The organism is Paenibacillus sp. JMULE4 (assembly GCF_013337105.1).
In the GTDB taxonomy this organism is placed as follows: domain Bacteria; phylum Bacillota; class Bacilli; order Paenibacillales; family NBRC-103111; genus Paenibacillus_G; species Paenibacillus_G naphthalenovorans.
Genome location: NZ_SGWF01000020.1, coordinates 128,955 through 155,719 on the forward strand (window position 1 = coordinate 128,955; position 26,765 = coordinate 155,719).

General features: G+C 52.6%; 23 protein-coding genes and 1 pseudogene. 10 read left to right on the forward strand and 14 right to left on the reverse strand.

Features of this window, described 5'->3' with window-relative positions; translation table 11 throughout:
* Positions 1 to 58: 58 nt before the first annotated feature.
* The gene (coxB, locus tag EXW96_RS23435; RefSeq protein WP_174351544.1) at positions 59 to 1,084 is read right to left on the reverse strand and encodes a cytochrome c oxidase subunit II; all 1,026 of its coding nucleotides are present in this window, start codon (positions 1,082 to 1,084) and stop codon (positions 59 to 61) included.
* A gap of 342 nt (positions 1,085 to 1,426) precedes the next feature.
* On the opposite strand from coxB, the gene EXW96_RS23440 reads away from it, so the two are divergent.
* The 4 genes from EXW96_RS23440 (at position 1,427) to EXW96_RS23455 (ending at position 5,728) form a co-directional block, all read left to right on the forward strand.
* A complete protein-coding gene (locus tag EXW96_RS23440) occupies positions 1,427 to 2,137 on the forward strand; it encodes a hypothetical protein (RefSeq protein ID WP_054820232.1) in 711 nt (236 codons plus the stop codon).
* A 185-nt stretch (positions 2,138 to 2,322) separates the two neighbouring features.
* Positions 2,323 to 3,738: a DEAD/DEAH box helicase gene (locus tag EXW96_RS23445; protein WP_174351545.1), complete on the forward strand. Its 1,416-nt coding sequence runs from the start codon at positions 2,323 to 2,325 to the stop codon at positions 3,736 to 3,738.
* Between the two features lie 101 nt (positions 3,739 to 3,839).
* Entirely contained in the window at positions 3,840 to 4,430 is a 591-nt protein-coding gene (locus EXW96_RS23450) for a guanylate kinase (RefSeq protein WP_062409975.1), read from the forward strand.
* Positions 4,431 to 4,534: 104 nt separating this feature from the next.
* Complete coding sequence (locus tag EXW96_RS23455) at positions 4,535 to 5,728, forward strand: conserved virulence factor C family protein (RefSeq protein WP_174351546.1); 1,194 nt, start codon at positions 4,535 to 4,537, stop codon at positions 5,726 to 5,728.
* Positions 5,729 to 5,881: 153 nt separating this feature from the next.
* Here EXW96_RS23455 and EXW96_RS23460 read toward each other — a convergent pair whose 3' ends face one another.
* Entirely contained in the window at positions 5,882 to 7,969 is a 2,088-nt protein-coding gene (locus tag EXW96_RS23460) for an ABC transporter ATP-binding protein (protein ID WP_174351547.1), read from the reverse strand.
* A 39-nt stretch (positions 7,970 to 8,008) separates the two neighbouring features.
* On the reverse strand, positions 8,009 to 9,760 hold the full coding sequence (locus EXW96_RS23465) for an ABC transporter ATP-binding protein (protein ID WP_254611534.1): 1,752 nt from the start codon (positions 9,758 to 9,760) through the stop codon (positions 8,009 to 8,011).
* Positions 9,761 to 9,924: 164 nt separating this feature from the next.
* Here EXW96_RS23465 and EXW96_RS23470 point away from each other — a divergent pair, with 164 nt between their 5' ends.
* Positions 9,925 to 10,170 carry a hypothetical protein gene (locus EXW96_RS23470; RefSeq protein WP_054820332.1) on the forward strand — a complete coding sequence of 82 codons (246 nt, stop codon included), beginning with the start codon at positions 9,925 to 9,927 and terminating at the stop codon, positions 10,168 to 10,170.
* 61 nt (positions 10,171 to 10,231) lie between these two features.
* On the opposite strand, the gene rnhA is transcribed toward EXW96_RS23470, so the two are convergent.
* The 3 genes from rnhA to EXW96_RS23485 are packed head-to-tail and all read right to left on the reverse strand — an operon-like array spanning position 10,232 to position 13,629.
* Positions 10,232 to 10,888, reverse strand: a complete 657-nt coding sequence (rnhA, locus tag EXW96_RS23475; RefSeq protein WP_062409979.1) for a ribonuclease H — start codon at positions 10,886 to 10,888, stop codon at positions 10,232 to 10,234.
* Positions 10,889 to 10,935: 47 nt separating this feature from the next.
* Positions 10,936 to 12,756 (reverse strand): DNA helicase RecQ, encoded by a 1,821-nt coding sequence (recQ, locus tag EXW96_RS23480; protein WP_483874543.1) that lies wholly within the window; start codon positions 12,754 to 12,756, stop codon positions 10,936 to 10,938.
* A 15-nt stretch (positions 12,757 to 12,771) separates the two neighbouring features.
* Positions 12,772 to 13,629 (reverse strand): glycosyltransferase family 2 protein, encoded by an 858-nt coding sequence (locus EXW96_RS23485; protein ID WP_254611536.1) that lies wholly within the window; start codon positions 13,627 to 13,629, stop codon positions 12,772 to 12,774.
* Positions 13,630 to 13,783: 154 nt separating this feature from the next.
* Here EXW96_RS23485 and EXW96_RS23490 point away from each other — a divergent pair, with 154 nt between their 5' ends.
* The 3 genes from EXW96_RS23490 (at position 13,784) to EXW96_RS23500 (ending at position 15,329) form a co-directional block, all read left to right on the forward strand.
* Positions 13,784 to 14,017, forward strand: coding sequence for a helix-turn-helix transcriptional regulator (locus tag EXW96_RS23490; RefSeq protein ID WP_174351549.1), 234 nt, complete (start codon positions 13,784 to 13,786; stop codon positions 14,015 to 14,017).
* An 86-nt stretch (positions 14,018 to 14,103) separates the two neighbouring features.
* Positions 14,104 to 14,682: a small multi-drug export protein gene (locus EXW96_RS23495; RefSeq protein WP_062409981.1), complete on the forward strand. Its 579-nt coding sequence runs from the start codon at positions 14,104 to 14,106 to the stop codon at positions 14,680 to 14,682.
* A 101-nt stretch (positions 14,683 to 14,783) separates the two neighbouring features.
* Positions 14,784 to 15,329 carry a hypothetical protein gene (locus EXW96_RS23500; RefSeq protein ID WP_174351550.1) on the forward strand — a complete coding sequence of 182 codons (546 nt, stop codon included), beginning with the start codon at positions 14,784 to 14,786 and terminating at the stop codon, positions 15,327 to 15,329.
* Between the two features lie 60 nt (positions 15,330 to 15,389).
* On the opposite strand, the gene EXW96_RS23505 is transcribed toward EXW96_RS23500, so the two are convergent.
* Positions 15,390 to 16,064 carry a hypothetical protein gene (locus tag EXW96_RS23505; protein WP_054818317.1) on the reverse strand — a complete coding sequence of 225 codons (675 nt, stop codon included), beginning with the start codon at positions 16,062 to 16,064 and terminating at the stop codon, positions 15,390 to 15,392.
* Positions 16,065 to 16,143: 79 nt separating this feature from the next.
* Here EXW96_RS23505 and EXW96_RS23510 point away from each other — a divergent pair, with 79 nt between their 5' ends.
* Positions 16,144 to 16,710: a DnaJ family domain-containing protein gene (locus tag EXW96_RS23510; RefSeq protein WP_254611537.1), complete on the forward strand. Its 567-nt coding sequence runs from the start codon at positions 16,144 to 16,146 to the stop codon at positions 16,708 to 16,710.
* 70 nt (positions 16,711 to 16,780) lie between these two features.
* Here EXW96_RS23510 and EXW96_RS23515 read toward each other — a convergent pair.
* Positions 16,781 to 17,391, reverse strand: a pseudogene (locus EXW96_RS23515) (nitroreductase family protein).
* A 180-nt stretch (positions 17,392 to 17,571) separates the two neighbouring features.
* On the reverse strand, positions 17,572 to 18,813 hold the full coding sequence (locus tag EXW96_RS23520) for an ISL3 family transposase (protein ID WP_174349589.1): 1,242 nt from the start codon (positions 18,811 to 18,813) through the stop codon (positions 17,572 to 17,574).
* Positions 18,814 to 19,099: 286 nt separating this feature from the next.
* Here EXW96_RS23520 and yhfH point away from each other — a divergent pair, with 286 nt between their 5' ends.
* A complete protein-coding gene (yhfH, locus tag EXW96_RS23525) occupies positions 19,100 to 19,261 on the forward strand; it encodes a protein YhfH (protein WP_254611554.1) in 162 nt (53 codons plus the stop codon).
* 53 nt (positions 19,262 to 19,314) lie between these two features.
* On the opposite strand, the gene EXW96_RS23530 is transcribed toward yhfH, so the two are convergent.
* The 5 genes from EXW96_RS23530 to EXW96_RS23550 all read right to left on the reverse strand — a co-directional run bounded on the left by EXW96_RS23530 (position 19,315) and on the right by EXW96_RS23550 (position 26,368).
* Positions 19,315 to 20,535 carry an MGDG synthase family glycosyltransferase gene (locus tag EXW96_RS23530; RefSeq protein WP_174351551.1) on the reverse strand — a complete coding sequence of 407 codons (1,221 nt, stop codon included), beginning with the start codon at positions 20,533 to 20,535 and terminating at the stop codon, positions 19,315 to 19,317.
* Between the two features lie 129 nt (positions 20,536 to 20,664).
* Positions 20,665 to 21,915: a beta-N-acetylhexosaminidase gene (gene nagZ, locus EXW96_RS23535; RefSeq protein ID WP_309225203.1), complete on the reverse strand. Its 1,251-nt coding sequence runs from the start codon at positions 21,913 to 21,915 to the stop codon at positions 20,665 to 20,667.
* Positions 21,916 to 22,141: 226 nt separating this feature from the next.
* A complete protein-coding gene (locus EXW96_RS23540) occupies positions 22,142 to 22,975 on the reverse strand; it encodes a protein-glutamine gamma-glutamyltransferase (RefSeq protein ID WP_174351552.1) in 834 nt (277 codons plus the stop codon).
* A gap of 84 nt (positions 22,976 to 23,059) precedes the next feature.
* Positions 23,060 to 24,379 (reverse strand): deoxyguanosinetriphosphate triphosphohydrolase family protein, encoded by a 1,320-nt coding sequence (locus EXW96_RS23545; RefSeq protein ID WP_174351553.1) that lies wholly within the window; start codon positions 24,377 to 24,379, stop codon positions 23,060 to 23,062.
* 171 nt (positions 24,380 to 24,550) lie between these two features.
* Positions 24,551 to 26,368, reverse strand: coding sequence for an LTA synthase family protein (locus EXW96_RS23550; RefSeq protein WP_309225204.1), 1,818 nt, complete (start codon positions 26,366 to 26,368; stop codon positions 24,551 to 24,553).
* Positions 26,369 to 26,765 lie beyond the last annotated feature (397 nt).

The following is a 26,765-nucleotide window of genomic DNA, read 5'->3' on the forward strand; positions in this document are numbered from 1 at the left end:
ACCGTTTTGCCGAGTGTGCGTGAGCCACCGTTTTAACCTCCTTTTTCCCTGATGCTCGTTACTTCAACGAATTCAAGTATTTGATGATATCGTCGATCTCCTGATCCTTGAGAGGAGTCATTGGATTCGGTGCGTTTTCACTAAAGGCCGGCATCTTGTTGCCCGGTTTCACGGACTGCGGATCCGAAATCCATTTTTTCAAGCTCTCGTCTGAATGAGGGAGAATCCCGGCAACGAGCTCACGGGAAGCAAAACCGTTCAAGTTCGGACCGGCGCCGAGCCCTTGTGCGTTAACAGCATGACAGGCCAAGCAGTTGTTTTTGAAGAGTTCTTCGCCGCGTTTTGCTTCTGCAGGAACAGCAGCCGGCGCTTTCATCTTAGCCACCCATTGGTCGAAATCGGCTTGCTCCATAGAAACCACTTTAAAGTCCATTAAAGCATGGGATGCGCCGCAAAGCTCCGCACACTTTCCTTTAAATACATCGACATCGGATGCTTCCAAGTAGTAAACGTTCGTCGAACCCGGGTTTGTGTCCATTTTACCGCCGAGCGACGGTACCCAGAAGGAGTGTTTGACATCGGAAGCGGTTAATTCAAAAGCAATTTTTTTATTCGTAGGAATAACAAGATCCTGAGCTGTAGCGATGCCCAAGGTCGGGTATTCAAACTGCCACCAGAACGCATGCGCCGTAACCTTGACGTGAAGCGCGTCCTCGTTTTCTCTGTGATCCTCCAGCACTTTGAAGGTATACTGCACTGTCGGAACCGCCAAAATCAGAAGCAGGATGATCGGGATAACCGTCCATATGATCTCCAGCGTATGACTGCCTTCAACTTGTTTTGGAATGATATCTTTGTCGCCTTTTTTCTTTCTAAAGCGGACCAAGACATACAAATAAAGAACAAATACGACCACAACAACCAGCAGCATTATACCGAAGCTGAGTTTCATCAAGAACAGCTGGTCTTCGGCTACCGGACCTCTTGGCTTCAAGGCGGAAATTGTTTCGTCTCCACACCCTGTTAACAGTGCCATCAACCCGAAGAGAGGGATGAAACGCCACAGATTTTGCCATCGAATCATCTTATTAATCCCACCTTATAAAGCAAATATTTTTCGATCAAAAAAAAGGTCATTTCTTGTCAATGAACCTAATCACCATATTAACTATAAATTCGGACCTGTTTTTTGTCAATGAATCTCAGGAAGTTCACAAATTGTTCGGAAGTCAAGGTTTTTCAGAGGTTTTCCCATACAATCCCTATTAGGTTATTTCCATTTTGCGGTGTCTTTATGCATGTTTTTGGCTTGCCGCAAGGACGCATAAATCCTTCTATATAATCAATCCTAAGATGAAGAAGGGATACCATGATTCGAGCGCTAACCGGGTCCCGAATTCGTCGTTGAATATGAGGAGGAATCTTGATGCGTACATTTCGTTTATTCACAGGTGTACTTGCACTCGGCATCGTCACGGCGCTGACGGGCTGTTTTTCATGGTACGATTACAACAGTGCCAACAACTACGGCAGCAAAAGGGATATGCCCCGGCAGGATACGTCGCGCGCTTACCAGACTCAACAGCAGTATGCCCCCGTTTCCCATAAAATAACCAAGCTGGAAATGAACCAGTTTCTTTCGGATCAGGTGGCCGCCATGTACGGCGTCAGCAGTGCGATCGTAATGATGGGCGATAATGTCGCCTATACGGCCATTACCATCGATAGTACGGCGAGCGGAACGCGCGGCGGGGAGGTGCGAGGCACGGAAACGAACAATTACGGACTGGTTAGAGGATTATACAATACGTATACGCCGCAAAGCGATTACGCCGACCCAAGTCAGCTCATCAGCGGAGCAAACGGAGCGGAAACCGAAATGCACCACCAGCATTTAACCCATCTGTTCAAACAAAAGATCGGAGAAAAAATCCGGTCTCTGCAGCCAACGGTTACGGATGTGTACATTACGGCGAACCGCAATATCGTGAATGAATTTACCCGTTTGGCTCAACAAAGCTGGCAGGGACGTTCACTTGAACCGTACAAGGGTCATTTTACGGAATTAATGGAAGCGACCTTTGGAACAGCGCCAACCATTCCAAACCAATCGGAATCCAACGGACGGGAATACTGAGGTTCTTTGCATAAAGCCATGATCATATATGTTCAAGCCTTTACCCGGCTGCCTGTGCCGGGTTTTCTTTGGTTTATGCAAAAAATCTCAAGCACTCACTCAAGCCTTGGTTTCTTTTTGGTGTTACTTCCTGTAGAATGCAATATTAATAAGTAGAATAATTCAAGCATTGAGGAGATATTATAATGAAGAATAATGAGTTTGCTCTGCTCGGCGTCAGTACAGAATTGGCTGAGTCGCTTCAGAAGCACGGGCTTACGGAACCTACCCCTATTCAGCGGGAAGCGATTCCCACAGCACTAACCGGCAAGGACATTATTGCCCAGGCGCAGACGGGTACGGGGAAGACCCTTTCTTTTGTACTTCCGATTCTGGAAACCATTGACCCCGGACGGCCGCATGTTCAGGCTTTGATCGTCACACCTACCCGGGAGCTGGCCATACAAATTACGGAAGAAGTTAAACGGTGGTCCCCGCTCAAAGGGGTTCGCGTGCTATCGGCTTACGGCGGGCAGGACGTCGAACGGCAGATTCGGAAGCTTGAAGGAAGCATACATATAATTGTAGCAACACCCGGACGCCTGTTGGATCATCTGCGGCGGGGTACGGTTCAACTGCACAAGCTTTCGATACTGGTTCTCGATGAAGCTGATCAAATGCTGCATATGGGATTTTTCCCGGAAGTCGAGGAGATCATCTCAGCCACTCCCTCCCGTCGGCAGACGCTGCTTTTTTCGGCCACCATGCCTCAGCGCATCCGGGAGCTGGCCAAAGCGTATATGCGCCAGCCAGTGGAAATCGAAGTGAAAGCCAAGCGCATCACGTTAGATGAAATCGAACAAGTGGTGATCCAAACGACGGACCGCGGCAAATTTGAAGCGTTATGTAAACTCATAGAGGAAGAAAACCCTTATTTGGCGATGATTTTCTGCCGGACGAAGCTGCGGGCAAGCAAGCTGAACCATGAACTCCTTGAACGCGGCTATGCATCCGACGAACTGCATGGGGATCTTACTCAGGCCAAACGGGAGCAAGTCATGAAACGGTTCCGCGAAGCCAAGATCCAGTTATTGGTAGCTACCGATGTGGCTGCAAGAGGGCTGGATGTCGAGGGCATCACCCATGTGTTCAATTACGACATTCCGCATGAAGCGGAAAGCTATATCCACCGAATCGGTCGAACGGGCCGGGCAGGTCAAAGAGGAAAAGCGATTACGTTCGCCGCCCCTAGAGATACCACTTATCTTGAACTGATCGAAAAAGGCATTAAGAGCAGGCTGCCGAAACAATCGGGCAAAGCGCGGGACAATGAGCCCGGCGAGTTCGGCACTCCCACTCACGGGCGCAGCACGTCTGCTGCCGAAGGCCGCGGACGCAACACAGCGGCGGGCGAACGCTCTGCCCGGAAACGTGGTCGCGGTTCAGCTTCCGAGCGCTCGACGCAAGGACGCGAACGAAGCCCTGCATCGGGTGACCGTCGCCAGTCCCGCGGCCGTACGGCTGCAACGGGCGAACGGTCGGCCCAAGGGCGCGGACGCGGCGAGCGCGGTCAGGCACAGCAGCCGAAACCGCGAAACGGCGGCAGACGGCGGGGACGCTAAAAAACGGCTGACGGCTTGGAACTTTACCTTGCATCCTGGAACATGTAGAATATGAAGTAGGCATGTTAGTATTAATTACTTTCACCTGAAGGAGGGTTTCCATGTACGAGTTGAAGGATAAGGAACTTATTTTTGTTTTTACCGGCCCTAACGGTGCCGGAAGAAGAACCGTAGCCCAAATGTCCGGCAGCACGCTGGGGATGAAGCAAGTTCTCTCGTACACGACCCGCCCTCCGCGCTCTTCTGAAGTTGACGGACAAGATTATCATTTTGTGTCGCGTGAGCAGTTCGCGGCGGCCGAGGCCAACAATGAGTTCATTGAGGTTGTGGAAATTGACGGCAACCGATATGGGATCAAAGAAAAGGATGTCGCCCAAATGCTGCAAAAACACGGGGCCATTTACCTTATTCTGAACCGGTACGGTGCGGAAATGTTAAAGAAAATTTATGGAGACCGCGTTATCCGTATTTTTATCTACGCCGACAGGGATACCGTCATGCGCAGAGAGCAGGAACGCGGGGATTCGCCGGAGCTGATCAACCGGTACATGTCGCATTATGATGAAGAAATGGCATATAAAGACTCCTGTGAGCATGCGTTCGAGAACCTGGACCTGGCGCACACCGTTTTCGATTTGACGAAGACGCTTGACGACAATTACCTTCACCGTAATTTGCTTGATCTTGACTAAGAACGCCGGAAAGAAACGGAATAACAACAAAAGGACCGATTTGTCCCCGAGGGCTGACGGTCCTTTTTGCTAGTCCAAACGAGAATAGACAGGAGGAAGCGTCCATGAACATTATATCCATCGAACCTACACCCAGTCCGAACACGATGAAAATTAACGTAACAGAAAAGCTCCCCGACGGGGTGCGCCAGACGTTTACCCGGGATAAAGCGGCAGAAGCCCAGGCTCCGAAGCTGCGGCAGCTGCTTGCCATAGAAGGAGTGAAGTCATTATACCGGGCAGCGGATTTTATCGCTTTGGACCGGACTCCCAAAGGGGATTGGCCGAGCATATTGGCTGAGGCACGGGCGATCTTGGGCGAGGCCGGTTCCGGTATATCCCCCGTAAGCGCACCGTCGGGCGCAAACCAGCCTGGCGAACGTATCCCTGCTAATGATGCGGAGGAGGCCGCTTTCGGCGAAGTGAAGGTGCGGCTGCAGCACTTTCGCGGCATCCCGCTTCAAGTGAGGGTGACCAACGGCCTGGAAGAACGACGCGATGCTCTTCCGCAGCGTTTCAGTGACGCTGCCATTCGTGCCGCGGCGGCCTCGCCCAACCTGATTAAGGAACGGTCGCTCGACGACTGGGATACCCGCTACGGCGAGCTACAGGAGGTATTGAACGATGTCGTTCAGGAACTGGATGCCGCTTACAGCGACGAGCAGCTGGAACAGTTAATCGCTCAAGCGCAGGAAGGACCGGCCCAAGGTGAAGCACGAGAGCTGGCCAAAACCGGCCGGAAAACACTGAGCTATGAAGAAACGGAGCGGCAGTTGAATGCACCCGATTGGAAACAGCGTTACGCTGCCTTGCAGCAGATCAAACCTTCTGACTCCACGCTTCCGCTGCTGCTGAAGGCGCTGGAGGATGAGCAAGCCAATGTCCGACGCTTGGCCGCGGTCTATCTGGGCGATCTGAAAGATCCAAAGGTACTTCCTTATCTGTATCGCGCTTTACGCGACGTCTCCTCATCCGTACGCCGAACAGCAGGCGATACCCTGTCCGACTTGGGAGACCCCGCTGCTCAAGAAGCGATGATTGAGGCACTGCAGGATCCCAACAAACTGGTCCGTTGGCGCGCCGCCCGCTTCCTGTACGAGGTTGGCGACGAACAAGCCCTTCCAGCGCTGCGCGAGGCCCAGGATGATCCGGAGTTTGAAGTCCGGATGCAGGTACGCATGGCGCTGGAGCGCATCGAAGGCGGACAGGCGGCGGAAGGGTCCGTATGGCAGCAAATGGCTCGCCGAAATCATTCATAACTGCGGGGGATCATGCCGGAACGTCTCTTTCTTTCCTGATGCAAGCATGATAAGGCGTTCCGGCGAAAGCTAGCCCCCGTCTCCCAACTCTGCCTGCAGCCGTTCAATGACTCGCGAGGCGGGTCATCCGATTTTGCGGAAGGCGCCGATCCTCTACGCTGTGGTGGGCGGCGCCAGTCCGCCGGATTGTAGCTGATACATACGATAATAACGACCCTCCAGCTGCATTAACTGCTCATGCGTGCCGCGCTCGACGATTTCACCGCGTTGCAGTACCAGAATTTGATCCGCATCGCGAATCGTAGAGAGCCGGTGCGCGATAATAAAGGTGGTCCGGCCCGCGCTGACGATTCTCAGCGCCTCCTGGATCAAGCCTTCCGTTTCGCTGTCGATGTTTGCCGTCGCTTCATCCAGGATAAGAATCGCCGGATCGAATGCCAATGCCCGTGCAAAAGAAATCAACTGCCGCTGCCCGGAAGACAACGTGCTCCCCCGCTCCACTACCGGCTCGTCGTACCCTCCTGGCAGCTGCTCTACAAAACCCGACGCGCCGACGTCGGCCAGCGCCTTGCGTACCTGTTCAGGGCCAATGGCCTCATTATACAAACTTACATTAAATTTGATATCACCCTCGAACAGGAAAGGGTCCTGCAGCACAATCCCCATATGCTTGCGCAGTGCCTGCTTGGACATGGATCGGATGTTGATGCCGTCGATACGAATTTCCCCCGAGGTTGGCTCGTAAAAGCCGAGCAGCAAATTCATGATCGAACTTTTGCCGGAGCCGGTATGTCCAACCAATGCTACGGTCTCCCCTTTTTTCGCTTCAAAGGAGATTCCCCGCAGGACGGGCTCTCCCTCCTGATAAGCAAAAGAAACACGGTCAAACGCCACATGCCCTTGCGGTCTGGGAACCTTCTCTGTCTCCTCCACCTCCGTCCCTTCCAAATCCATCAATGCGAATACCTTTTCTGCCGACACGACGGCTCTCTGCGCATTCAGCAGCTGATCGAAAATTCCGATAATCGGCTGGAAGAAACGGCCCGTATAGTCAATAAAGGCATAAAACACACCGAAGGAAATCGAAGAGTGAAGCGACTGCCCGCCGAAATACCAAAGCACCCCTGCGGTAAATAACGCGCCGACAAGCCCGGTGAAATTCCGTGAGGACAGGGAAAATACGCGGTTTTGCCTGATGTTGCTGCGATACCGGTCTTCATTGAGCGCATCGAATTCATCAAGGCGCCTTGCTTCCTGCCGAAAGGCCTGCAGAATCGGCATAACGGCGATCGATTCACTGATCATCGCATTCATGTCACTGAGTCTGGCCCTCATAATGGAGATGTACTTTTTGGAATATTTTAGATGAATCAGCATCACGATTGTAAATAACGGAATAAACAAAAGCGTAACCAGGGCCAACCTTATATCAAGTAAAAATAAAGCAATATAAATCCCGATAATGTTGATCATGCTGACCACAAACGTAGCCATAAAGCTCATAAACAAATCGCGGATCGCTTCCGTATCGTTAGCTATCCGGGATACGACCTGACCGATGGGCGTGTTGTCGAAATAGCGGATCGGAATCCGTTGAATATGCCGCATCAGATCCATTCGCATCCGTTGAATGATCCGTAGTGCAGTGGCTTGCAAAGTGTACCCCTGGATGTAATGCAGCACGCTTCCCAGGGCGAGAAGGCAGACAAACAACAGCAGCCAGCGAATCACCGGAACGATGTCATGCTGATAAAAGCTGCCGGCCTCCGCAGCGGTGAGCTTGCGCGCGGGAAACCGCTCGGATTCGCCGCCGGCCCCGGTCCATCTGACCTGCGCTCCCGCCGGACCGTCGCCATCCGTCTCCAGCGTCCAGGTTCCTTCGCCGCCCGGCACGTTACGAACCAGATATAGCCCGCGTTCAAGCTGTAGAATTCTTGCTTCCCTCCACATCCCGTGTTCCAGATGTTCACTTTTCACCCAGTCTTCGCGAACATAGATGCGGCCGTCCAACTCGACCTGCGCCATCGTGCTCCCGAGCGGAGCTTCCGAAACCTTCTCATACCAAGGAAGCTGGATGCTGCCAATATGACGGTCGATGATGGTTTTCACTATGAAAGGTCCGGCAAGCTCCGCGCCTACTGCGCAGCAAAGTACGAGCAGAGCCGCGGCAATGCGGTATTTGAACAGCATCGCATAACCGAACAGCCTGCGAAACACGGGTGTTTGTTCCCTCTCATCCATATAAGCCCGCGCACTTCCTTCCTGTTCGCCTGTCAGACGCTAATTTGATGAATCGAGCAGCTTGGCCTCCAGCTGCTGCCGTTCAAATTGATTCCTGTACCATCCGCCCTGTTTCATCAACTGTTCATGCGTTCCTTCTTCGGCAATGCGTCCGTCCTCCAGCACAATGATCCGATCCGCATGCATGACCGTAGAAAGGCGATGCGCAGCAATCCATGTCGTTTTTCCGGTACGCTCCCTCCGAATCGCTTGAAGAATGGCGCTTTCCGTCCGAGCATCCACAGCCGACAACGCATCGTCCAAGATCAGGATATCCGGATCGGCAAGAAGCGCCCTTGCGATGCTAACACGCTGCTTCTGGCCTCCGGATAGCATAACCCCGTTTTCTCCCACGATGGTCTGAAGCCCGTGCGGCAGCAGCTCCGCATCCTTCGTGAATGAAGCCAGTTCAATCACCCGACGAATATCCCCCTCAGAAGCATAGGGGCGTCCCAGAGCAATATTATCCCTGACGGATTTGGAAAGCAGGAGATGCTCCTGCGGTACGTAGCCGATCCATTCGCGCACGCGCTCCATGGCCAGTTCCTCCAAGGGGATCCCGGAAATCCGAATACTGCCCGGAGGCGCCGGGTAAAAGCGGAGCAGCTGCTTCAAAAGCGTGCTTTTGCCGCTGCCGGTCCGACCGACAATACCCAGCGTCTGCCCGCGGTCCACCCTTAAAGATACAGCGGTGAGGCTGTCATACGCAGCGCCGGGATAACGAAACGTAAGCCGGCAAAACTCAATGGACTCCGGACTCTCCAGCGGCTTGGGATGAACTGGATTCCGAACATCCGGCTGCTGTTCAAAGGTCCGGCTCAACCGGTCAACCGATGCGGTACCGCGCTGCAGAACATTAATGAATTCGCCAAACGCAATCATCGGCCAGATAAGCATCCCCAGGTATATATTGAAGGACACCAGCTGTCCCAAGGTAATTTCATTATGGAACACCAAATAAGCCCCATACCCGATGCCAATGACATAGCTCATGCCGACAATCAGCGTGACGGTCGGATGGAACATCGCGTGAATTACCGCAACACGCATATTTTTCTCCATCACGTCGCTGGTGATCCGGTCAAACGCACGCAAATCATACTGCTCCTGCACATAGGAACGTATGACGCGCATGCCTGAGATCGATTCGAGCGCCTGGTCGTTCATGCGTCCGAAAGCGGTCAGCGCGCTGGCAAAGCGCCTGCGCGTCTGCCTGCCAAGGATACTGATGACTAGCGTCAGCAGCGGCAGCGGAATGAGCGCCGCCAGCATGAGCTTCCAACTGATGAACGAAACCATGGTTACAATCACTACGGTCGTGCCGGCAATCGTGTTGACCAGTGTCATGACACCGTACCCCGCCGTCTGACCGATTGCCGGGATATCATTGGTGGCCAGCGCCATCAGTTCGCCCGTGCTGTTTCTATGGAAAAAGGAGGGCGACATCCGCGTTAAATGCTGAATCAACCGGGTGCGCAGCCGTTTCTCAAGGAGTATCGAATTGCCGAACAGGGTTGTAATCCACAAGTAAATCATGAGATAAATTAGCAAAGCCAGGCCGACCAGCAGGAGCACGCCTTGCCGCAGCTCCGCACCCGTCAGGGTCCCCGTCCGAATTTGGTCGATAATACCGCCAATCATGCGGGGCGGAATCATGTTCAGCACATTTACCACAGTCATGATCATGATAGCCAGAGCATACCTGCTCCAGCGTTCGCGGAAAAACCAAGAAAGTCTGCTGACAAAGGACAATGCGCCCACCTCCCGCAAAATGAAATCCGGTCGCTGTTCATCATGAAGCATACTTCTTTACCATACCATATTTTGGTTAAACGACAATGGAAAATTTTCATGATAACGGGATTCTGCGGGCATACTAAGGTGCGAAACGAACACAAGGGAGGATTTTGGCAAACATGGCAGAAGACAAGAGGATGAATCCGGTATCTAGCGAGGAAGTCGAAACCGACGGGATTTACGAAAATGAATGGGGACGCGAAGAGACGCTTAAACGCGGGGACGAATTTCCGTATGATCCGGCCATGGGGCAAACGGAATGGGAACTGGTGAGCCTGCCGCTCGAAAGCCAGGAGGAAGAAGTGTACAAGGATACGACGTATAAAAGAAAACCGCGCTTGCACATTGATCGGCAAGATAAATAGCACGAAAACAAGAGCGCCCATTCCTTTTGCAGGAGCAGGCGCTCTTGGCGGTTTCAGGTACTTATTTTCTCCCGTAATCGGCTTTGATCTCGCCCCACGCCTTCGTGTTCCACTTTACGATTTTATTCGGGTAGCTGTTGTGCTTCAGCCATGCTTCCGCACGATCGACCAGCGTCCAGATTTCCTTGGTGGATGCGTCCCGCACCAATGTAGAGGCGACGGCTTTCTTCCGCACCCAGCTGATGGCGGTCATCGAATCGCTGTAGATGGTCATGGCGCTTCCTTGTTTCTTGAGGTAAGCCAGTCCGTGCACGATCGCAAGGAATTCCCCCATGTTATTCGTCCCCTTAGAGATCGGCGGATGCTGGAACAGCACTTCGCCTGTCCGCGTATAAACGCCTTTGTATTCGACAATACCGGGATTGCCGCTGCAGCCAACGTCCACGGAAAGGCTGTCCAGTTCGATCTCGGTCGGCAGCTCTCCCGCCGCCGCTTGTCCATCGGCGCTCTTGGCCGCCCCGTTCGCTTGAGCCCGGGCTGCGGCGCCAAACGCTTTTTTCCATCCGGCCTCAAACGCCTTTTTTGCATCCGACTCGCTTTCATAAGCTTTAAACTTTGCCTGCGGATATCCGTTCGTTTGTGCCTGGCATTCGGCCCACGTCTTGTATATGCCGGGCCGGCGCCCTTCCCAAACCACATAAAACTTCGATTTCGCCACGCTGCTGCGCCTCCTTTCTCCCGTACAAAATCATCCCATCTACCTTCTCACTGCGGCTGCTCCTGCCGCCGCTTGAAAAATTCGATAAAATAAGCTCCGTATTTGAAAAATTTCGCTTCCCCGACACCCTTGATCTTCAGCATCGCCGCCGGGTTGGTAGGCTTCACCCCGCACATTTCGCGCAGCGTGCTGTCCGGGAACACAATATAAGGCGGAATCCCTTCCCGCTTTGCAATCTCCATACGCAGCTGCCGCAATTCATCGAACAGCTCCGTCTCCACGTCCTTGACCGCCGGCGCCGCAGATTTTTTCCTCACCCGCTGCACAACCCGGTCCGCCCCCGCAAGTACGCCAGACGCTTTCGCCGTCAGCTTCAGCACCGGATACTTGCCCTCGGTCAGCTGCAGGTAGCCTTCTGCGATCAGCAGCTGGATCAGATCAATGATATCCTTCTCCGTCCGGCTTTTCATCAAGCCATACGTGCTCAGGCTATCGAATCCAAGCTCCAGCACCTTCTTGTTCCTCGATCCCTTCAGCACCGACGCGACCAGCGTCATGCCGAACCGTTCACGCATGCGCCGCACACAGGAAAAAATTTGTTGCGCCTCCAGTGTAATATCGGTCAGCTCCAGATCCGGGCTGACGCAGTTGCTGCATTGCCCGCAATCCTCCGCCGTCTCGCCGCCGAAATAGCGGACGATGTACCGCTGCAAACATTGCGGGGTATGGCAGTAGTCCGCCATCTGCTGAAGTTTGCGATATTCCTGGGACTGCCGCTCGGGATCGCCGACAGATTGCTCGATCAAAAACTTCTGGATATGAATATCCTGAGGGCTGAACAGCAGCAGACAATCACTCGGCTCGCCGTCACGGCCCGCCCGACCGGCTTCCTGATAATAAGCCTCCATGTTTTTCGGCATGTTGAAGTGGATGACGTAGCGAACATTCGATTTGTCTATACCCATACCGAATGCGTTGCTTGCCACCATCACACGCACCTCGTCGTAAAGGAACTGCTCCTGGGCTTCCGCCCGCTCCTTGTCCGTCATACCGGCATGATATCTGCCTGCCGCCACGCCCTGACGGCGCAAAAATTCACACAGCTGGTCAACCTCCTTGCGCGTAGCTGCGTAGACAATGCCCGCTTCCTCGGCGTGTTCGCGGATATATCTCATCAGCACATCCCGCTTGTTCTCGCCCTTTACGACAGAGAACGACAAGTTTTCCCGCGCAAACCCGGTGACGAACACTTGCGGCTCCCGCAGCTTCAAGTGCCGGACGATATCCTCGCGAACCTGGTCGGTCGCCGTCGCCGTGAAAGCCCCAAGCAGCGGCCTCTCGGGCAAGTGCGCCACAAGCTGGTTAATCCGCATGTAGCTCGGCCGGAAATCGTGTCCCCACTGCGATACGCAGTGCGCTTCATCGACAGCCACCATCGGCACCACCAAGTTCGACAGCAGCTCAAGAAACCGTTCCGACTCCAGGCGCTCCGGCGCTACGTAGAGCAGCTTGTATTCCCCCCGCTCGGCTTTACGTATGCGAAGCTCCACCTGCGCATAAGAAAGCGAGCTGTTGATGTACGCCGCCGGTACGCCAATGCTGTCCAGACCGTCCACCTGATCCTTCATCAAAGAGATCAGCGGCGATATAACGATCGTCGTTCCGCTCATGAGCATCGCCGGTATCTGATAGCAGATTGATTTTCCGCCACCTGTCGGCATGATGCCCAGCGTATCGTTTCCATTCAGGATGCTGGCAATCACTTTTTTCTGACCCTCGCGAAAATCGGGATACCCATAGTACTTGCGCAGCAGTTCCCGCGCTTCCTCCATTGTGGCGGAAAACACAGGCTCCTGTCTGTCATTCATCCCCAGCATAAGTAGTTATGCCTCCTTTTGCCTGCCGGCCCGCCTGGACACGATCGGCTTCCCGTCCCACAGTATTTCCGTAGCTGCCTTTCGCGCCTTCATCTCCGGCTCCTCCAACAGCAGAAAAAAGTTTTTGGTCGGCAGTTCTCCCAGTCCGTGCTTGGCCGACAGCTTGTCCAAAAACGGGCGCATATCCTCCAAATCCCCTGACATATTGCTGGCGCCGCTTTGTGCAAAAGCATACAACGCGCTGGCCACCGGCACCCTTTTGACCCGATAATGCTCCGCCGTCCGCAAATAAAAATCCCAATCCCAATAATGATACATCTCCGGATCGAATAAGCCCAAACGGTCCTGCAGCGTTTTCCGATAGAGACAGCCGGACGAAAAGAAGGTCGAAAACCGGCGCATCCCGGCGGCATCATACTCATAGGCGAATACAAACCGGTTCGTCGGCCAGCGCACACCCGCTTCGTCCACCACGTAATCGAAAATTTCAACATCGGAATAAACCAAGTCGCTGTCTTCAAGCTCCTGGAGCATCCGTTCCACATGGCCCGGCAGCAGCAGGTCGTCGTCGTCACACAGCATAATATACTCGCCGCGTACGAATTCGAGCCCTTTGTTGCGCGCATGCACATGCTTTTGATTGCTTTCCAAATGGACAACCGTAATATCCAGCTCCGGATACAGGTCTTTTACAAAATCAACGGATTCTCCGCAGTCATTGACAATAATAATCTGCAGCTGCCGGTATGTCTGCCGCCACAGCGACTCCATGAGCTCGCACAAAAAGTCCGGCCGGTTATAGGTCGGTATAATCACGGATATCAGCGGCTGCCGATCCATTTCCTGCTCGCCTCGCTCTCCCATTTCTTCCTACAGACACTATACCGAAAATTGAAGTCAAGGGAAACTCCAATATCAAAACATTGTTAAATATGCTTATCAAAATGTTAAGTATACATTACAATATGTAATGTGAAATTAACAATGATATGAGGGATGACTCGAAAGGAAGAATGCTATGCTGCGAACCAGAGTCAAAGAGCTGCGGGCACGTTTCGATTGGTCCCAGGAGGATCTGGGGCGCAAGGTCGGGGCAACCCGTCAAACGATCGGTATGATCGAAAAGGGGGATTACGCCCCGTCTGTCGTGCTGGCGCTGAAAATTGCCGCCGCCTTTGGAATGCCCGTGGAAGAAGTGTTTTATTTGGAGGATAACGTGGTTAACGAACAGAAAGGGAGGGAGCATCAATGAATGACACCGATGCTTTATTGGCGGGAGCTGCGCAAATGGCACAGAAACAATGAGTAAACCGCATTAGAAAGGATGATTAACTAAGGATGGATATGATGCAAAACGATTGGGGAGCGGCGTGGCAATATGTCGTCGTGTTTCTGATGGCCGCCGCACCATGGCTTGATGTATTTGTAGTCGTGCCGCTTGGGGTGGCCTGGGGCTTGAATCCGTTCGGAGTATCGATTGTCGCGTTTGTCGGCAACTGGATTCCGCTTTTGCTGCTGGCCTTGTTTTTCCGTGAGTTTACGGCATGGAGAGCGCGCGTCAAAGCCCGTAAAGCATTAAAGCGGCAAATGGCCGCAGAAGCTTCGGGCGGCGGAAGCACTGCAATTGAAGAAGGCTCGGGCGAAGCCGCCTCGTCGGATCTGGCCGGCAGTCCGAAAAAGTACCGCCGCGCCAGACAAATATGGGAAAAATACGGGGTTCCCGGCCTCGCCTTGCTGGCCCCGGCTCTTGTCGGCACCGACATCGCCACCTTACTGGCGCTTTCTTTTGGCTCCTCGCGCCGCTGGGTGATGTCATGGATGACGGTCAGTCTGCTGGTGTGGACGGTACTCATGGCTGTCGGTTCCGTTTATGGTCTCGGCTTTATCGGTTGGTTTGATCAGTCTCGCGTATCTTAGGCTATATAATAGATTACTCCTGCCCTATGTTTATACGTCATACCTGTGTTACAATATAGAAATGCACCGCCTATTCTGAGTTGATCAAGGAGGTATTTGAAATGCCGCCACAAGAAAAGCAGCTCGAAGGCATGGTTACGACGGAAACGCCAGTGATGATGCAGGAAATACCCGCTTCAGACCGGAAGGGACTCTCCCCGATTAAGCGATCCCGCCGCAAAACGGCTGCTCCAGAAACGGAAGCGCCCAAGGCGGGCGAGACCAAGCCCGCCTTGGAGGTGAAAGAATCCGTCGCTAAGCTGCGCAAGCGCGCCAAATCGGCTGTTGCTAACGACGGCGAAGCGGAGCAAGAGCTAGGAATCGCCTCACCAGTCGTTATTACGGAGGACATTCCCGCTGCAAAACCGGCGGAATCGCCAATGGGGACCCGCAGCGCATTGCTTCAGGTGCTGGAAGGCACACTGAAGAAAAAGGAACGTAACGAAACCCACGAACAGTACCGCGTCTATATCCGCAAGGATCTGAAAAAACGATTGGACGCGCTCGCGGAGCATCGGAACAAGGGCTTCAAAACACTGCTTCTTAACTACGGTCTGGAAAAAACATTGGATGAACTGGAACTGGCCTTAAAGAACGATGAAGAATAATCTGCCTCATATGAAATAGCGGACTCGCCTCTGAGTCCGCTATTTCACGTTTAATCTTATTTAAATCGGCAGCAGCCGAATCGTCTCACGCTGTTTCAGCCGCTGCACCATCTCGTACCAGGCATCCGGCTTTTGAGGCAGGACGGCATAATATTTCTCCAGAAAACTGGATACCAGAGATGCCGGTACAGCCTCTATCTTTTCATCCGCGATCGGCATAAAACAAAGGTCGAGTCCGTGAACGGCTTCACCGTCATTGTGCCAGGAAGGGTGTATGTAGTCAAAATCCAGCTTCCGGTAACCGAGATGGGCAAGCACTTCGCGGCGCACGAACGGATTCATGGCTTTGACTCCTCCGAATTCCAGCTGGTCGGACAAATAAGGATTGTAAATTTCGGCGAACATCCCCAGAAGGGTTCCTCCGGATTCCGAAACCACTGCACGCAAATCCTCCATACGGCGGTTGGCCAAGAAAGGTCCGACGCCAAGCCCTTCCTTGCCGATGATGGTGAAATCCGTCATGGCCACTTGAAGATCCTTGTAATAGCGGTACTCCGTAGCGCCCACAACCTCTCCATCCTGAATGGCGACAAATACCCGGATACCGGGGTCGCGGAGCGGTTCGGCCCAAAGCTCATATTCGAGAACCTCTTCCGGCGGAAACACATTTTGCATCAGTTGATGCATTTGGCGGAAATAAGGATCTTCAATATCGGTTATTCGATAATATTGCATAGTGTCTACCTCCTGTTAGGAACGATCGCTTGCATATGCGAGTTTTTTTAATTATAGCAAACCGGGCCGCTTCTCACCAATGGACATGAACGCTTTACGGCTTTTCCTTCATGAGCTTATTATCCATGCGCTTCGGAAAACGGCCAATGCCTCTTATCCCCAATCTCTCTTGACCCTGATCTTTGTTTCTAACAGGAACAGGGAGGATCATGAACGGCCGATCATTCCCTTGCCTAAAGAAACTTTGGAGGACCGGGATGTGATTGCCGCCGCGCAAGCGGAAATACAGCGGAGAGTGGATGATGCTTACGAGGAATTCGTCCGCAGCGGAGGTCTTGAGCGTTTGCCGGGAATAGGCAAGCCGCTTGAGGTCCCTACGGGAGATATTCTGTCGTCGACGATCTTGCGGCAAGCTAACGTTCAGCCTCCTTGGCTTGTGCTGCTCAAGGAAATTCGCGCTAATATGGAAGCCGCAATGGAGCTGATGAAGAAAAGCCCCGGCGATCCTGAGATTGATGCTCTGCTTGCTGACACGAACAAACAGATTGCAGAGCTGAACCATCAAGCTCCCAGCTTGACCCTGCACCGTAAGAAGGTCACTCGCGCCAACCTTAGGGAACAGTATGAACGCTGGTACGGTCCATAAAAAGAATAAGCCCCGCCTCCGCGGCAGCTTGCCTGGAAGGCGGGAGCCTTAAGTAGATGGAACGGATTGCTTAGAAGCTTTCCCGGATAACCAAACTATCGAGCGGCAGTCGCTCTGTAGGACGCGCCGGGCTGGCGGCTTTACCGATCGGAATCATCATCACGGGCACATAACGCTCCGGAATGTTAAACTCCTGAATCAGAGCCGCCTGGTTGTACCCACCCATGGGTACACTGTCATAACCTTTGGCTTTGGCGGCCAGCATCAGCTGCATGGCAGCCAGTGAAGCGTTGCGGATCGCTTCATCCCGTGCGACAACCGGATTATTGGCATAAGCCCCTTCAATTTGCTTCACCATCATCTCACGAATGTCCTGAGAAGCCTTTTCATATACGACAGGAGCAGCCAGATTAGCCTGGAGATCCCCAAGCACTATGACGACAACAGAAGCGTCCGAAACTTGCTGCTGCCCGAAGGCGATCGGAAGCAATCGGTCTTTATTCGCTTGCTCGCTAATCACAAGAAAACGCCAATGCTGCAAATTCCAAGAGGACGGAGCGCTCGCTGCCGCCTGAAAAATTTCATTCAGCTCAGCCTCCGGAAGCCTCTTTCATATTTACGAACGGAATGACGGGAAAACATCACTTGCAGCGCATCCTGTTTTTGTTCCAGTTGACTCATGATTCTCCACTCCTGCTATTTTTTTATATTGTATATATTACAGCGGCTTACTTACTTTTGTAAAGCATATGCATTGAAGCCCTGCCCGTCCGAGTTTATTTTTTCCGCTCAAGATGCGGAGCATTCGGTTCTGAAATAAATGTTAAAAAAAGGCTCAATCTCAAAATCAGTGCTTGACAATTAGCCGAACATCCGATGTCGGTTGCATTCGATCAGAATGCCAGCCTTATAGCGACTGCGATTTCGTGTAAAGTAGTGGCGGCGCTGAAAGGCTTTGATGCGATTGTGGCGGCCTTCTACAGTCGCATTTGTCCAGCGGCATTGATGGTAGTTAACGATCTCCTCTTTCCAGTTGCGCATGGTCTTCAGGGTGCTTTGGACGGCGGGGTGATCAATCCGATCGCCCTGCTCACACCAACGCTCAAATCCCAATTGGGCAATGGCAAGATTCGGCGAGCAGTTGTACCACGTCGTAAATGCTTCTTTCCATTCCCACACGCCGCGCAGTAGAGGGGAGTAATGGAGCAGCGTTTCCAAACGTTCGCGGCTTTTTTCATCAAGCGACTCCGCTGGCGGATTGAGCAACCGATGGTTCGCTTTCAGATAAGCCTTCGCCCGTGGCGACAGGGTGTTCTGCACGGTTTTCCGAACCGCCTGCACGCTTTCGATGACGTAACCGTGAACATGAAAACGATCGGCAATGCGAATCGCTTTTGGAAAACACTCGCGAATCCACGTGTGATACGCCTGAGCTAAATCCATGACCACCGCCTTCGGGTTCAACAGCAGGAAGCCAGGATGCTCTTGCGAATACGCCCGCAGTTCCTCCAGCTTTCGACCGGGCAGCAAGTCCAGCATCGTCTCGCCTTTGAGGTTGTGAATGCCGGTGTTATACGTATGGCCTTTCTTGATGGCAAAGTCGTCGATCCCCAGAACCAATCCGGACGTTTCTTGCGCTTCTTCCCAGACACGTTCGTAGATCCGCTCGCACTCCACTGGCACCGCCTCGTTATGCATGCGCTGTACGGTACTGGCCGGTGTTTGCTGCATCCGGGCGCTATGCGCGGCCGTGGACCCCAGCGCTTGTTCGACCGTCTGGGAGCGAAAGAGTCGGCTGTAGCGCTGCTTGGGACCGACAAATTCGTACGCCCACACAAATCCGGCTTCACAGCGCGTACAATACATCCGAATCGACGGCACGTGCAGGTAGGTTTGCTTTTCGAATACGGAAAGATGCCGGACGATCCGCGGTTCATTTCTTCCCTTGCGGACGACATGTTCAATGGACTTACAGCATGGACAGCATTGCTTGGCGTCCACGGGTAGAGCTTCTATGTGAAGTTCATCGGCATCGATGGACAGAATTTGTTTAATTTTCAGCTCTGGTAAGTCGAGCATTTCATTGATATACTGAGTTTGCATCTGTTTATTCCTCTTTGTTGTTGGGTAGGACTTACAACAATACAGGATTAGCAGATGTTTTTCCATATTTAGCCTTCGATCAATTCGTCAAGCACTGATTTCGGTTTTGAACCTAAAAAAATGCCTCGAAACGGCCGCCGCGGATTTCAAATTCGATGCCCTTTTGCCCGGTTATTTAATGAAGTTGATGATGAAGAATTTGTGAACGCGAAAAAAGCGCTTACAATTCAAGTTCTTTTGCAGTATAGTAGAGGTATCATGAACGAAGGGAATGATTCGCATGCTGATGCGTTCAACCGAGTTTTATGAAAGTTTGCCTTTGAAATGCTGCGATACTTGCGGAGAGGCGCTGGAAGAAATGGCCGACTGTTACAGCTGTATATGCCCTTCATGCAAGGGTGTTACATTCTACCCGCTTAGCCCCGTCACAGGAACGACAAATGAATAATCCACACGCATTAAACATAGTTTAACGCCCCTGAAACAGGGGCGTTGTTTGTGTTATGTGCCGGCTTGCGCCTCCCTGACGGCAAGCGTCTGCCGAGCTTCTCTGTTCAGCTGATCTGCGGGCTGGAGCTTCATGATCGCGTCCCATGCCTGTTCCGCCGGCCGGTTGCTTCGAAACTGCCTGGCCTTGGCTCTCATGGCCGATAAAGCTGCGCGGTTTTCCACCAGCTCCAGAAGCTGATCCCGGAGCTTCCGTTCCTTTGAAGCGATAACGGCGATCCCCGCCTTCTCCAGAACGGACGCATTGTCCTCCTCTTGTCCGGGAATGGGCTTGTACAACAGCATCGGCAATCCCGCGGTAGCCGCTTCCGATGTCGTTAAGCCCCCCGGCTTAGTTACCAGCAAGTCGGCCGCTGCCATCCACTCATGAATATTATCGACAAAACCGGTAATCCGGATGTTCGGCGTCGGGTTCTTGTCCAGCTCCTTTTCCAGCCGAAAACGGGCCGCATCATTACTGCCGCAGATAAGGGTAAGCTGCACGTGCCGCCGCAAAACGGACGAACGAATCAATGCTCTGGTCTCCTCACTGAGCAAGCCGCAGCCGCCGCCCATAACCATGACCAGCGGAAGCTCCGGGTTTAACCCTAATTTCCGCTTCAAAGCCTCCCGGTCTGATTCTGAAGCCTCGGAAAAACACGAACGCACCGGAATGCCGGTCACACACAAGCTGGTTGCCGGGATGCCCCGCTGCCGCAAGGCTGCGGATACCGACTCTGAACCGACCAAATACAGGTCCGTGTGCGGATTCAGCCACAGGCTGTGATCGGTATGGTCCGTGATCACCGTAACCAGCGGCGTCCGTAGTCCGGTTCTCGACTTCAACAGCGATACGGCCGCTGCAGCCAAGGGAAAAGTACATATAATGACATCCGGCTGCTTTTCGTTCACCAATGCGGCCAGCCGCTGCAGCCCCATCCCCAGAAAGCATCGAAAAGGCAGCGACAGGCTTTGGCTCGCTCTCGTTTTCTTATATAAATATCCGTATACGCCCGGCGCCTTCTCCACTCCTTTGAGAAAGCCGTATCTTACAAACGGATGAAGGTTGGGATGAATCTGCCGCAAAAAATCGACCGTTTCCGCCTCCACCCAAGGTACAGTTCCCGCACTGCATGCTTCCGCCAAAGCACGTGCGGCTTGACGATGGCCGTCCCCCAGATCTCCTGAAAGCACCAAAGCCCGGGCTCCCGTATTCCATTTGTTATTTACCGCCATGGTAAAGCCCCCCATATGAGGATTGGTTTTTTTCTCTGTCTATTTAGATCTAATAATAAACAAAAGTGATTGGAAATCCCTTATGTTGAGCTTAAAACTTTCTTAAAAATGGCAAGCGGCGGCCGCCCTCTATGGGGCTATAGCTTTAACCGCGTTTTGCATATCGTCATTTATTCGAGTCAGGTCAGGAAACGGGGCCTGTTCATCGCTCAGCCGGTACTTTTCCTTCAAGCGGAGAATACGGGCGACGCTTTGGTCAATCTGTTCCATTGTCAGTATACCATCACGAACCGCCTGCTGTACGGCATCATATACATGCTTGGCCTCGTCAAAGCCGTGGCCTACGAGCAGCACGTCGCTTCCTGCGTCAACAGACCGTACGGCCGCCTGGCCGATATTGTAATGTTTAATAATCGCGCCCATCGTAAGATCATCGGTGATCACTACTCCTGTGAATCCGAGCTCCTTGCGCAGCAAATCCGTAACCACTGGCCTGGACAAGGAAGCCGGTGCCTCTTTGTCCAGCTTTGGCAGTAACATATGCGCTACCATGACTGCCTCGGCACCGCTGTGAACCGCCTCGGCAAAAGGCTTCAGCTCGAGCGCTCTCAGCCGGTCCATGTCATGATTCACCACCGGCAAGCCGATATGTGAATCTACCGTTGTATCCCCGTGGCCCGGAAAATGCTTTACAACCGGGATCACCTGACTTTTCTGCAAACCCTTCATCACCTGAATCCCTATCGCAGCGACACGTTCGGGCCTGGAGTCATAAGACCTGTCCCCGATCACCGGGTTGTTCGGGTTGCTGTTTACGTCGAGCACCGGAGCGAAATTCATATTCATTCCGAGCGCGGTCAACCCCTTACCGAGCGTTTGTCCAATGTTTTGTGCTAGCTCCGGGTTGTCTGCTTTCCCGATCTTTTCCGCCGCGGGCACTTTCACAAGCTCCGGCGGCATCCTGGTTACACGACCGCCCTCCTCATCTACACTGAGCCAGAGCGGCGGTGCACCCGTTGCCGCATTGGCTGCTTTTAACGAATTAGTCAGCTCTATCAGTTGCCTGCTGTCCTTTATATTGTCCTTATAAAAAATAAATCCGCCCACATGGTACGTACCGATCATCGCTTTGGCTGTCTCGCTTATCTCGGAGCCGTCCAGTCCGACAATCATCATCTGTCCGATCTTCTCATCCTGCGTCATCCGTTCGATTCGTTCTTGAACCGGATCCTTGGTCGGTCGCTCCGTCTCACGCTCCTTCTCGGCAGACGGCTCGCTCTGCTGGTTGGAGGATATACAGCCTGTTATCGTCAAGAGCAGCATGACGCACCATACCGCAAGGACGAACACCCTGAAGCGGTTAGTTGCTGAATAGCGCACAGTCCTTCATCGCCTCTCTTTGCCCAGATGAAACCCATAACGTTATCATTACCCGAAAATAGAGGGAGGTAAACCATGTTCGGGATGTTCCATGGGTTTGCTATTTATTGACAGACTGCGGGACCGCGGCGCGAGAACCGACGTCCCAGGCAACAAAAAAGGCCGCATCCTTCTGGGTGCGCTCCTTTTTTCATTGCCCGTACAACCTCTTCGCAACCAGAAAGAATCAGACGGCATAAATCCCTGTTCGGCAACCGATACGTGCGGTAATGCATTCCGTATCGTCTATTGACGACACCATCGATATCTCCTCCGTGGGATCCCGGAAGGACGCCGCTTGCTGCAAATAGAAAAAATTCGGGTATGTCGCCTCATCCAGCAAGTAGGCCGACACTGTGCTTCCCGGCTTCCGATACCGATTCAATCTGGAGATGATTCCCTCCGCATTCATAATACCGATTCCGTGGCCAAAATAGAGGTCGCCGTTTAGCTTAACGGCGTTCTCCCCCTGCCAATGGATCATTTCCGGATCCACATCAGGGTTTTTGAAATACACGATATCCCCCGGAAATGCCAGCCGTTTTCCATACACCGTAATCAGCCGGAGATCACTGTCATGATGCCAAGAGTACAAATATAAATTGGCAAACAGCCGATCGAAAGCAGCGGTACCGATCGTTTCAAGCACTGCTTTATATAAAACGATGATTACCGCCGTTGCGCACTCAAAACCGTACAAATGACCGTTTACATAAATATCCCTTATCGCATCAGCAGGCCTCACAAACGGTCTTTGCTGAAATGCTCCGTTCTCGGTACGAATCCAATACGCTTCATTGCAAAATGATTTTTTGAACGATCTGAAAACGGCACCGCTCCTCTGCATAGCGACGGAAGAATCAACGATGGCCTCTCTCAGCTTAAGCTCGAAGCGCAGCGATTCCATGGATTCGTAATGGAACGGCGTCCCGCTCCTAATCTTTTGCTCCGCGATCTCCCGCTCCAGCGGAGTCATTCCATACAAGTCGACGGGGACGCTCCCCCCTGCTATGATAATCATGCCCGTTCCCCCCTTTGGCCCAGTCTCGCGATTAGATCGCTCGATCCATTATATGCCTTGGAGGCCCTACGGCAGACCGACGAATCAGTCCATCTCGTATATCGAACCGGATTTGCTGGCGAACAGCTCGGCATACACCTTCTCGGCGTAAGCATCCGTCATCCCGGAGATGTAGTCGGCCACAAAACGCGGCCAAGACCACTGAGCCTTATGCTGCTCGTAACTGGCCACCCAATCGGCCGGGATGATGAGCCGACCGTGATCGGGTACCTTAAAGCTGTCCCACAGGCGCCGGATCATGATCTCGCTGCGCTTCTGCAGCCGCTGTACGCGAAAATCCTTAATCAATGTAACCCAGGCCAGCTTCTTCAAGATCTCCATCGTCCGCAGCAGCTCCAGATCCTGCTGTCCGTCCCGTACGAACGTGACCCGCTTCCAGCCCTTCTTAGGATCATCAATAATGCCGACGCGGCCCGCAAACGTGCTGACCCAGCGGGCTTTTATCTCTCTGCGGGTTCTGGAAGCTTCCTTACCGCATTCCGCATAAATCTTTTCCCACTGCTCCAGATAAGTATCCAGCACACGTCTGACCATCGCACCGATATCCACCTGCTCCCAACCGACCTCCAGATTGCCTTGGTCGTTGACGATCTCCTGAATGAGATGCTCCACAAGTCTGTCATCTTCAAAGAAGGTCCGATTCATCTGGATCTTCCCCGCACGAATGCCATCCTCAATGTCATGGGTGGAATACGCAATATCGTCGGACAAGTCCATAAGCTGGGCCTCTAAAGTCGGGCAGCCCTCGGGCATTTTCCACCGGTCCCGAAGTTCGGCGATTCTCCCGTCCCATTCCATCGAATATACGCCCTTATGCCGACCGGGGTCTTCCAAACGAAAAGGATATTTATTAATGGCCAGCAGTACGGCGGCGGTTAAATCGAGTCCGCTGTCGCTGCCCGCCCGCTTTTCAAGAAACATGAGGATACGGAAATTTTGCGCATTTCCTTCATATTCCAGACCGTATTCTTCATTAAGCAGCTGATTCAGCACTTCTTCGCCCTTGTGGCCGAACGGCGGATGCCCCAGATCATGCGCAAGCGAGGCGCATTCCACTACCGCCGGGTCCAGCATCAGCCCCGGATGTTCTTTACGGGCCAGAAAAGGGTACTGCTTGCCCATTCGGCGAGCTGTCTCACGGGCAATTTGCGATACTTCCAGAGAATGCGTGAGCCGCGTCCGATAGTAATCGCCCGAGCCCGCTCCGAACACCTGCGATTTGCCCTGCAATCGGCGAAAGGCCGGAGATTGTATTAACCTGGCATAATCCCGTTCATACTCGTCCCGTTCCTCGCTGAAAGTGCCGTGCACCGGTTCGTCCAATCGAAGCTTTCGCAGATCCATATCCCTTCCTCCTCCTGATGTAATTTACTATGATCCGTTTCAACATCAGAAATGTGTCATCTTCAGGAAATTGTAGCATATTTGTTTTTCCAAAGAAAAGGTACAGGTGATCGCATAAAACACGCATCTCCGAGGTTCCCGGCCTCATAAGCGGCCGCAAAGAAACGCCGCTCATTGAGCGGCGTCGACTTCCTCTTCACTTGCAATATTCACATGGTCAAAGCCGTCAGGCTGTTCATCGCTGCGGGTAAACCCATTGGAATCCAAGTACTTGGCAAGATACTGCGCGCCGAACATTTCGTCATACTGCAGCTCGCGGTACTTCTCTACATCGCTTGCTACGGAAGACGGAGGCGAATTGTATAAAACTTGACCGGAATCGACCACCAAGCCGCGCAGCAGCCCCGGCACCTTCCGGGAAAGCTCGAAATTGTAAGCCCAGGCCGCCGGCTTCTCCATCTGCAGCCGGTCAAGGACATAAGCGTTCAAGAACGAATTGCTCAGAATCGGCACATGCTCCTTAGGCAAGTCCATATTGGACCACATCACAAACGGCACACTGTGAATCCGTTTCTGTTCTTCAAGCGACCACTGGTCGGACCTTCCCGTAGACACAAATCCGCTTTGAACATACACATCATAATCATAACCCAGCATCGGCAGATGGTCCCCGTAGAAGACGATGACCGTCGGCTCATCCGACTTCTCGAAATGATCGATCAGCATCTTCAGGCTGTGGTCCGCATTGTACACTCCCTGCGCGTACGTTTGAAGCGTGTTTCGCGCTTCTTCGGTCAGATTCCCTTCTACTTTAATGTCGGTCTCTCCGTAACGGTTATCATTGTAGGGCCCGTGATTCTCCATCGTTACGGCGTATATAAACGTCGGATTGTCGTTTGCTTCCACCTCGTCGATTATACTGCGTGACACTTCATCGTCGGAGATGAAGGCACCCCGATATTCCGGATTGTCAAAATCTTCTTTGCTTTTGAAATCATCGAAGCCCATATACTGATATACTTCTTCCCTATTCCAAAACCAGCCATCATAGGAATGAATCGCCACGCTCCGGTAGCCCTGGTTTTTGAAATAGCTGGCCAGGCTCGGAATCGGTTTTCTGATATACTGCTGGTATGGTATGGACCCCGCAGGCAGGTTGCTCATCGATTGCCCGGTCAGCACCTCAAACTCCACGTTGCTGGTGCCTCCTCCGAATTGGGGAGACAAGAGGTACCCCGACGTCGTTTTCTCCTGCAGACGGTGAACCGTCGGGAGGGGGTCTTTATTGAATTTAACTCCCGGAAGCAGCGTCGGATCCCAAAACGCTTCATTCATAATGAAGATCACGTTCGGCTTTTTGTCATTCGATACGGAGGCCTTCGACGCGCCGACCAACTCATTTAAGCCTTCCGCCATATTGGCAATGGAGAGCTCGCTGTAGCCGGACGGTTTGGGAACGATCGAATTTTTCACATTCATGGTAAAAGCCAACGAAATCCCGTTTTCCCCGTAATTCTGCTGCTGGTTCCAAACGATTTCATTAACGCCCGCCTGAGCCATGACCTTCTCCGCCCAAGGCGCCCTCACACCGAAGGAATACAGCGCGAGAACAGCCATCAGGCCCAGTGTCATGCGAACCCACAGCTTCATCGGCCATCGCGGCAGCCAGATCCTGAGCAGGAAAATACCGGCCGAAATCCCGAAGACGAGGACCAAGCGAACCAATGCCTCTTTACTGGTGACCAGGGGAATAATATTCATGCTCTCTTTTTTCAGGAAAATGTCCCACGGAAAAAATGGTTCCCCGATCAGCTTCTGCTTAAAAAAACTGATGAGTGACATCAGCATCAGCAGCAGGGTGCTGAATCCCATGGCAAAAAAGAGCGATCCGATCAAACAATAGATTAGTAAAAACACGAAAAAGGCAAGCAAAGCATTCACAGCAAAAAGCTTCGGATTGGCGGTGAGCCAATCCCAGGTTTCCTGCACATTACCCCTCTGTATCAGTTCCATCCCAAACACAAGCAGAAATGGAACAATAAGCAATGACACTAGGATCACTTTGTTTTGGATCGCGCGGGCTTGCGCTAATCGTGATGACTTTGGCTGTCCTCTGGATGCCAAGGGACGCATCGTTTCTCACTCTCCTATCAGCCCGCTTCTTTATACAGCGGAAATCAATATTAAGATATTGTAAAGAACAAACATTAAATTAACATGAAAAAAACATGAAAGTCTTAAAATAGCGCTTTAGTCGCAGAAAAAACCTTAAAAACGACAAAAAAAGACTTAGGAGATCGCCAACATTTCTCCTTACTCCGAGTTACGGGCGAAACCTTCCGGATTCTTCTTCGTAGTACCCACCAAACCAAGGGAGGGATCCGGT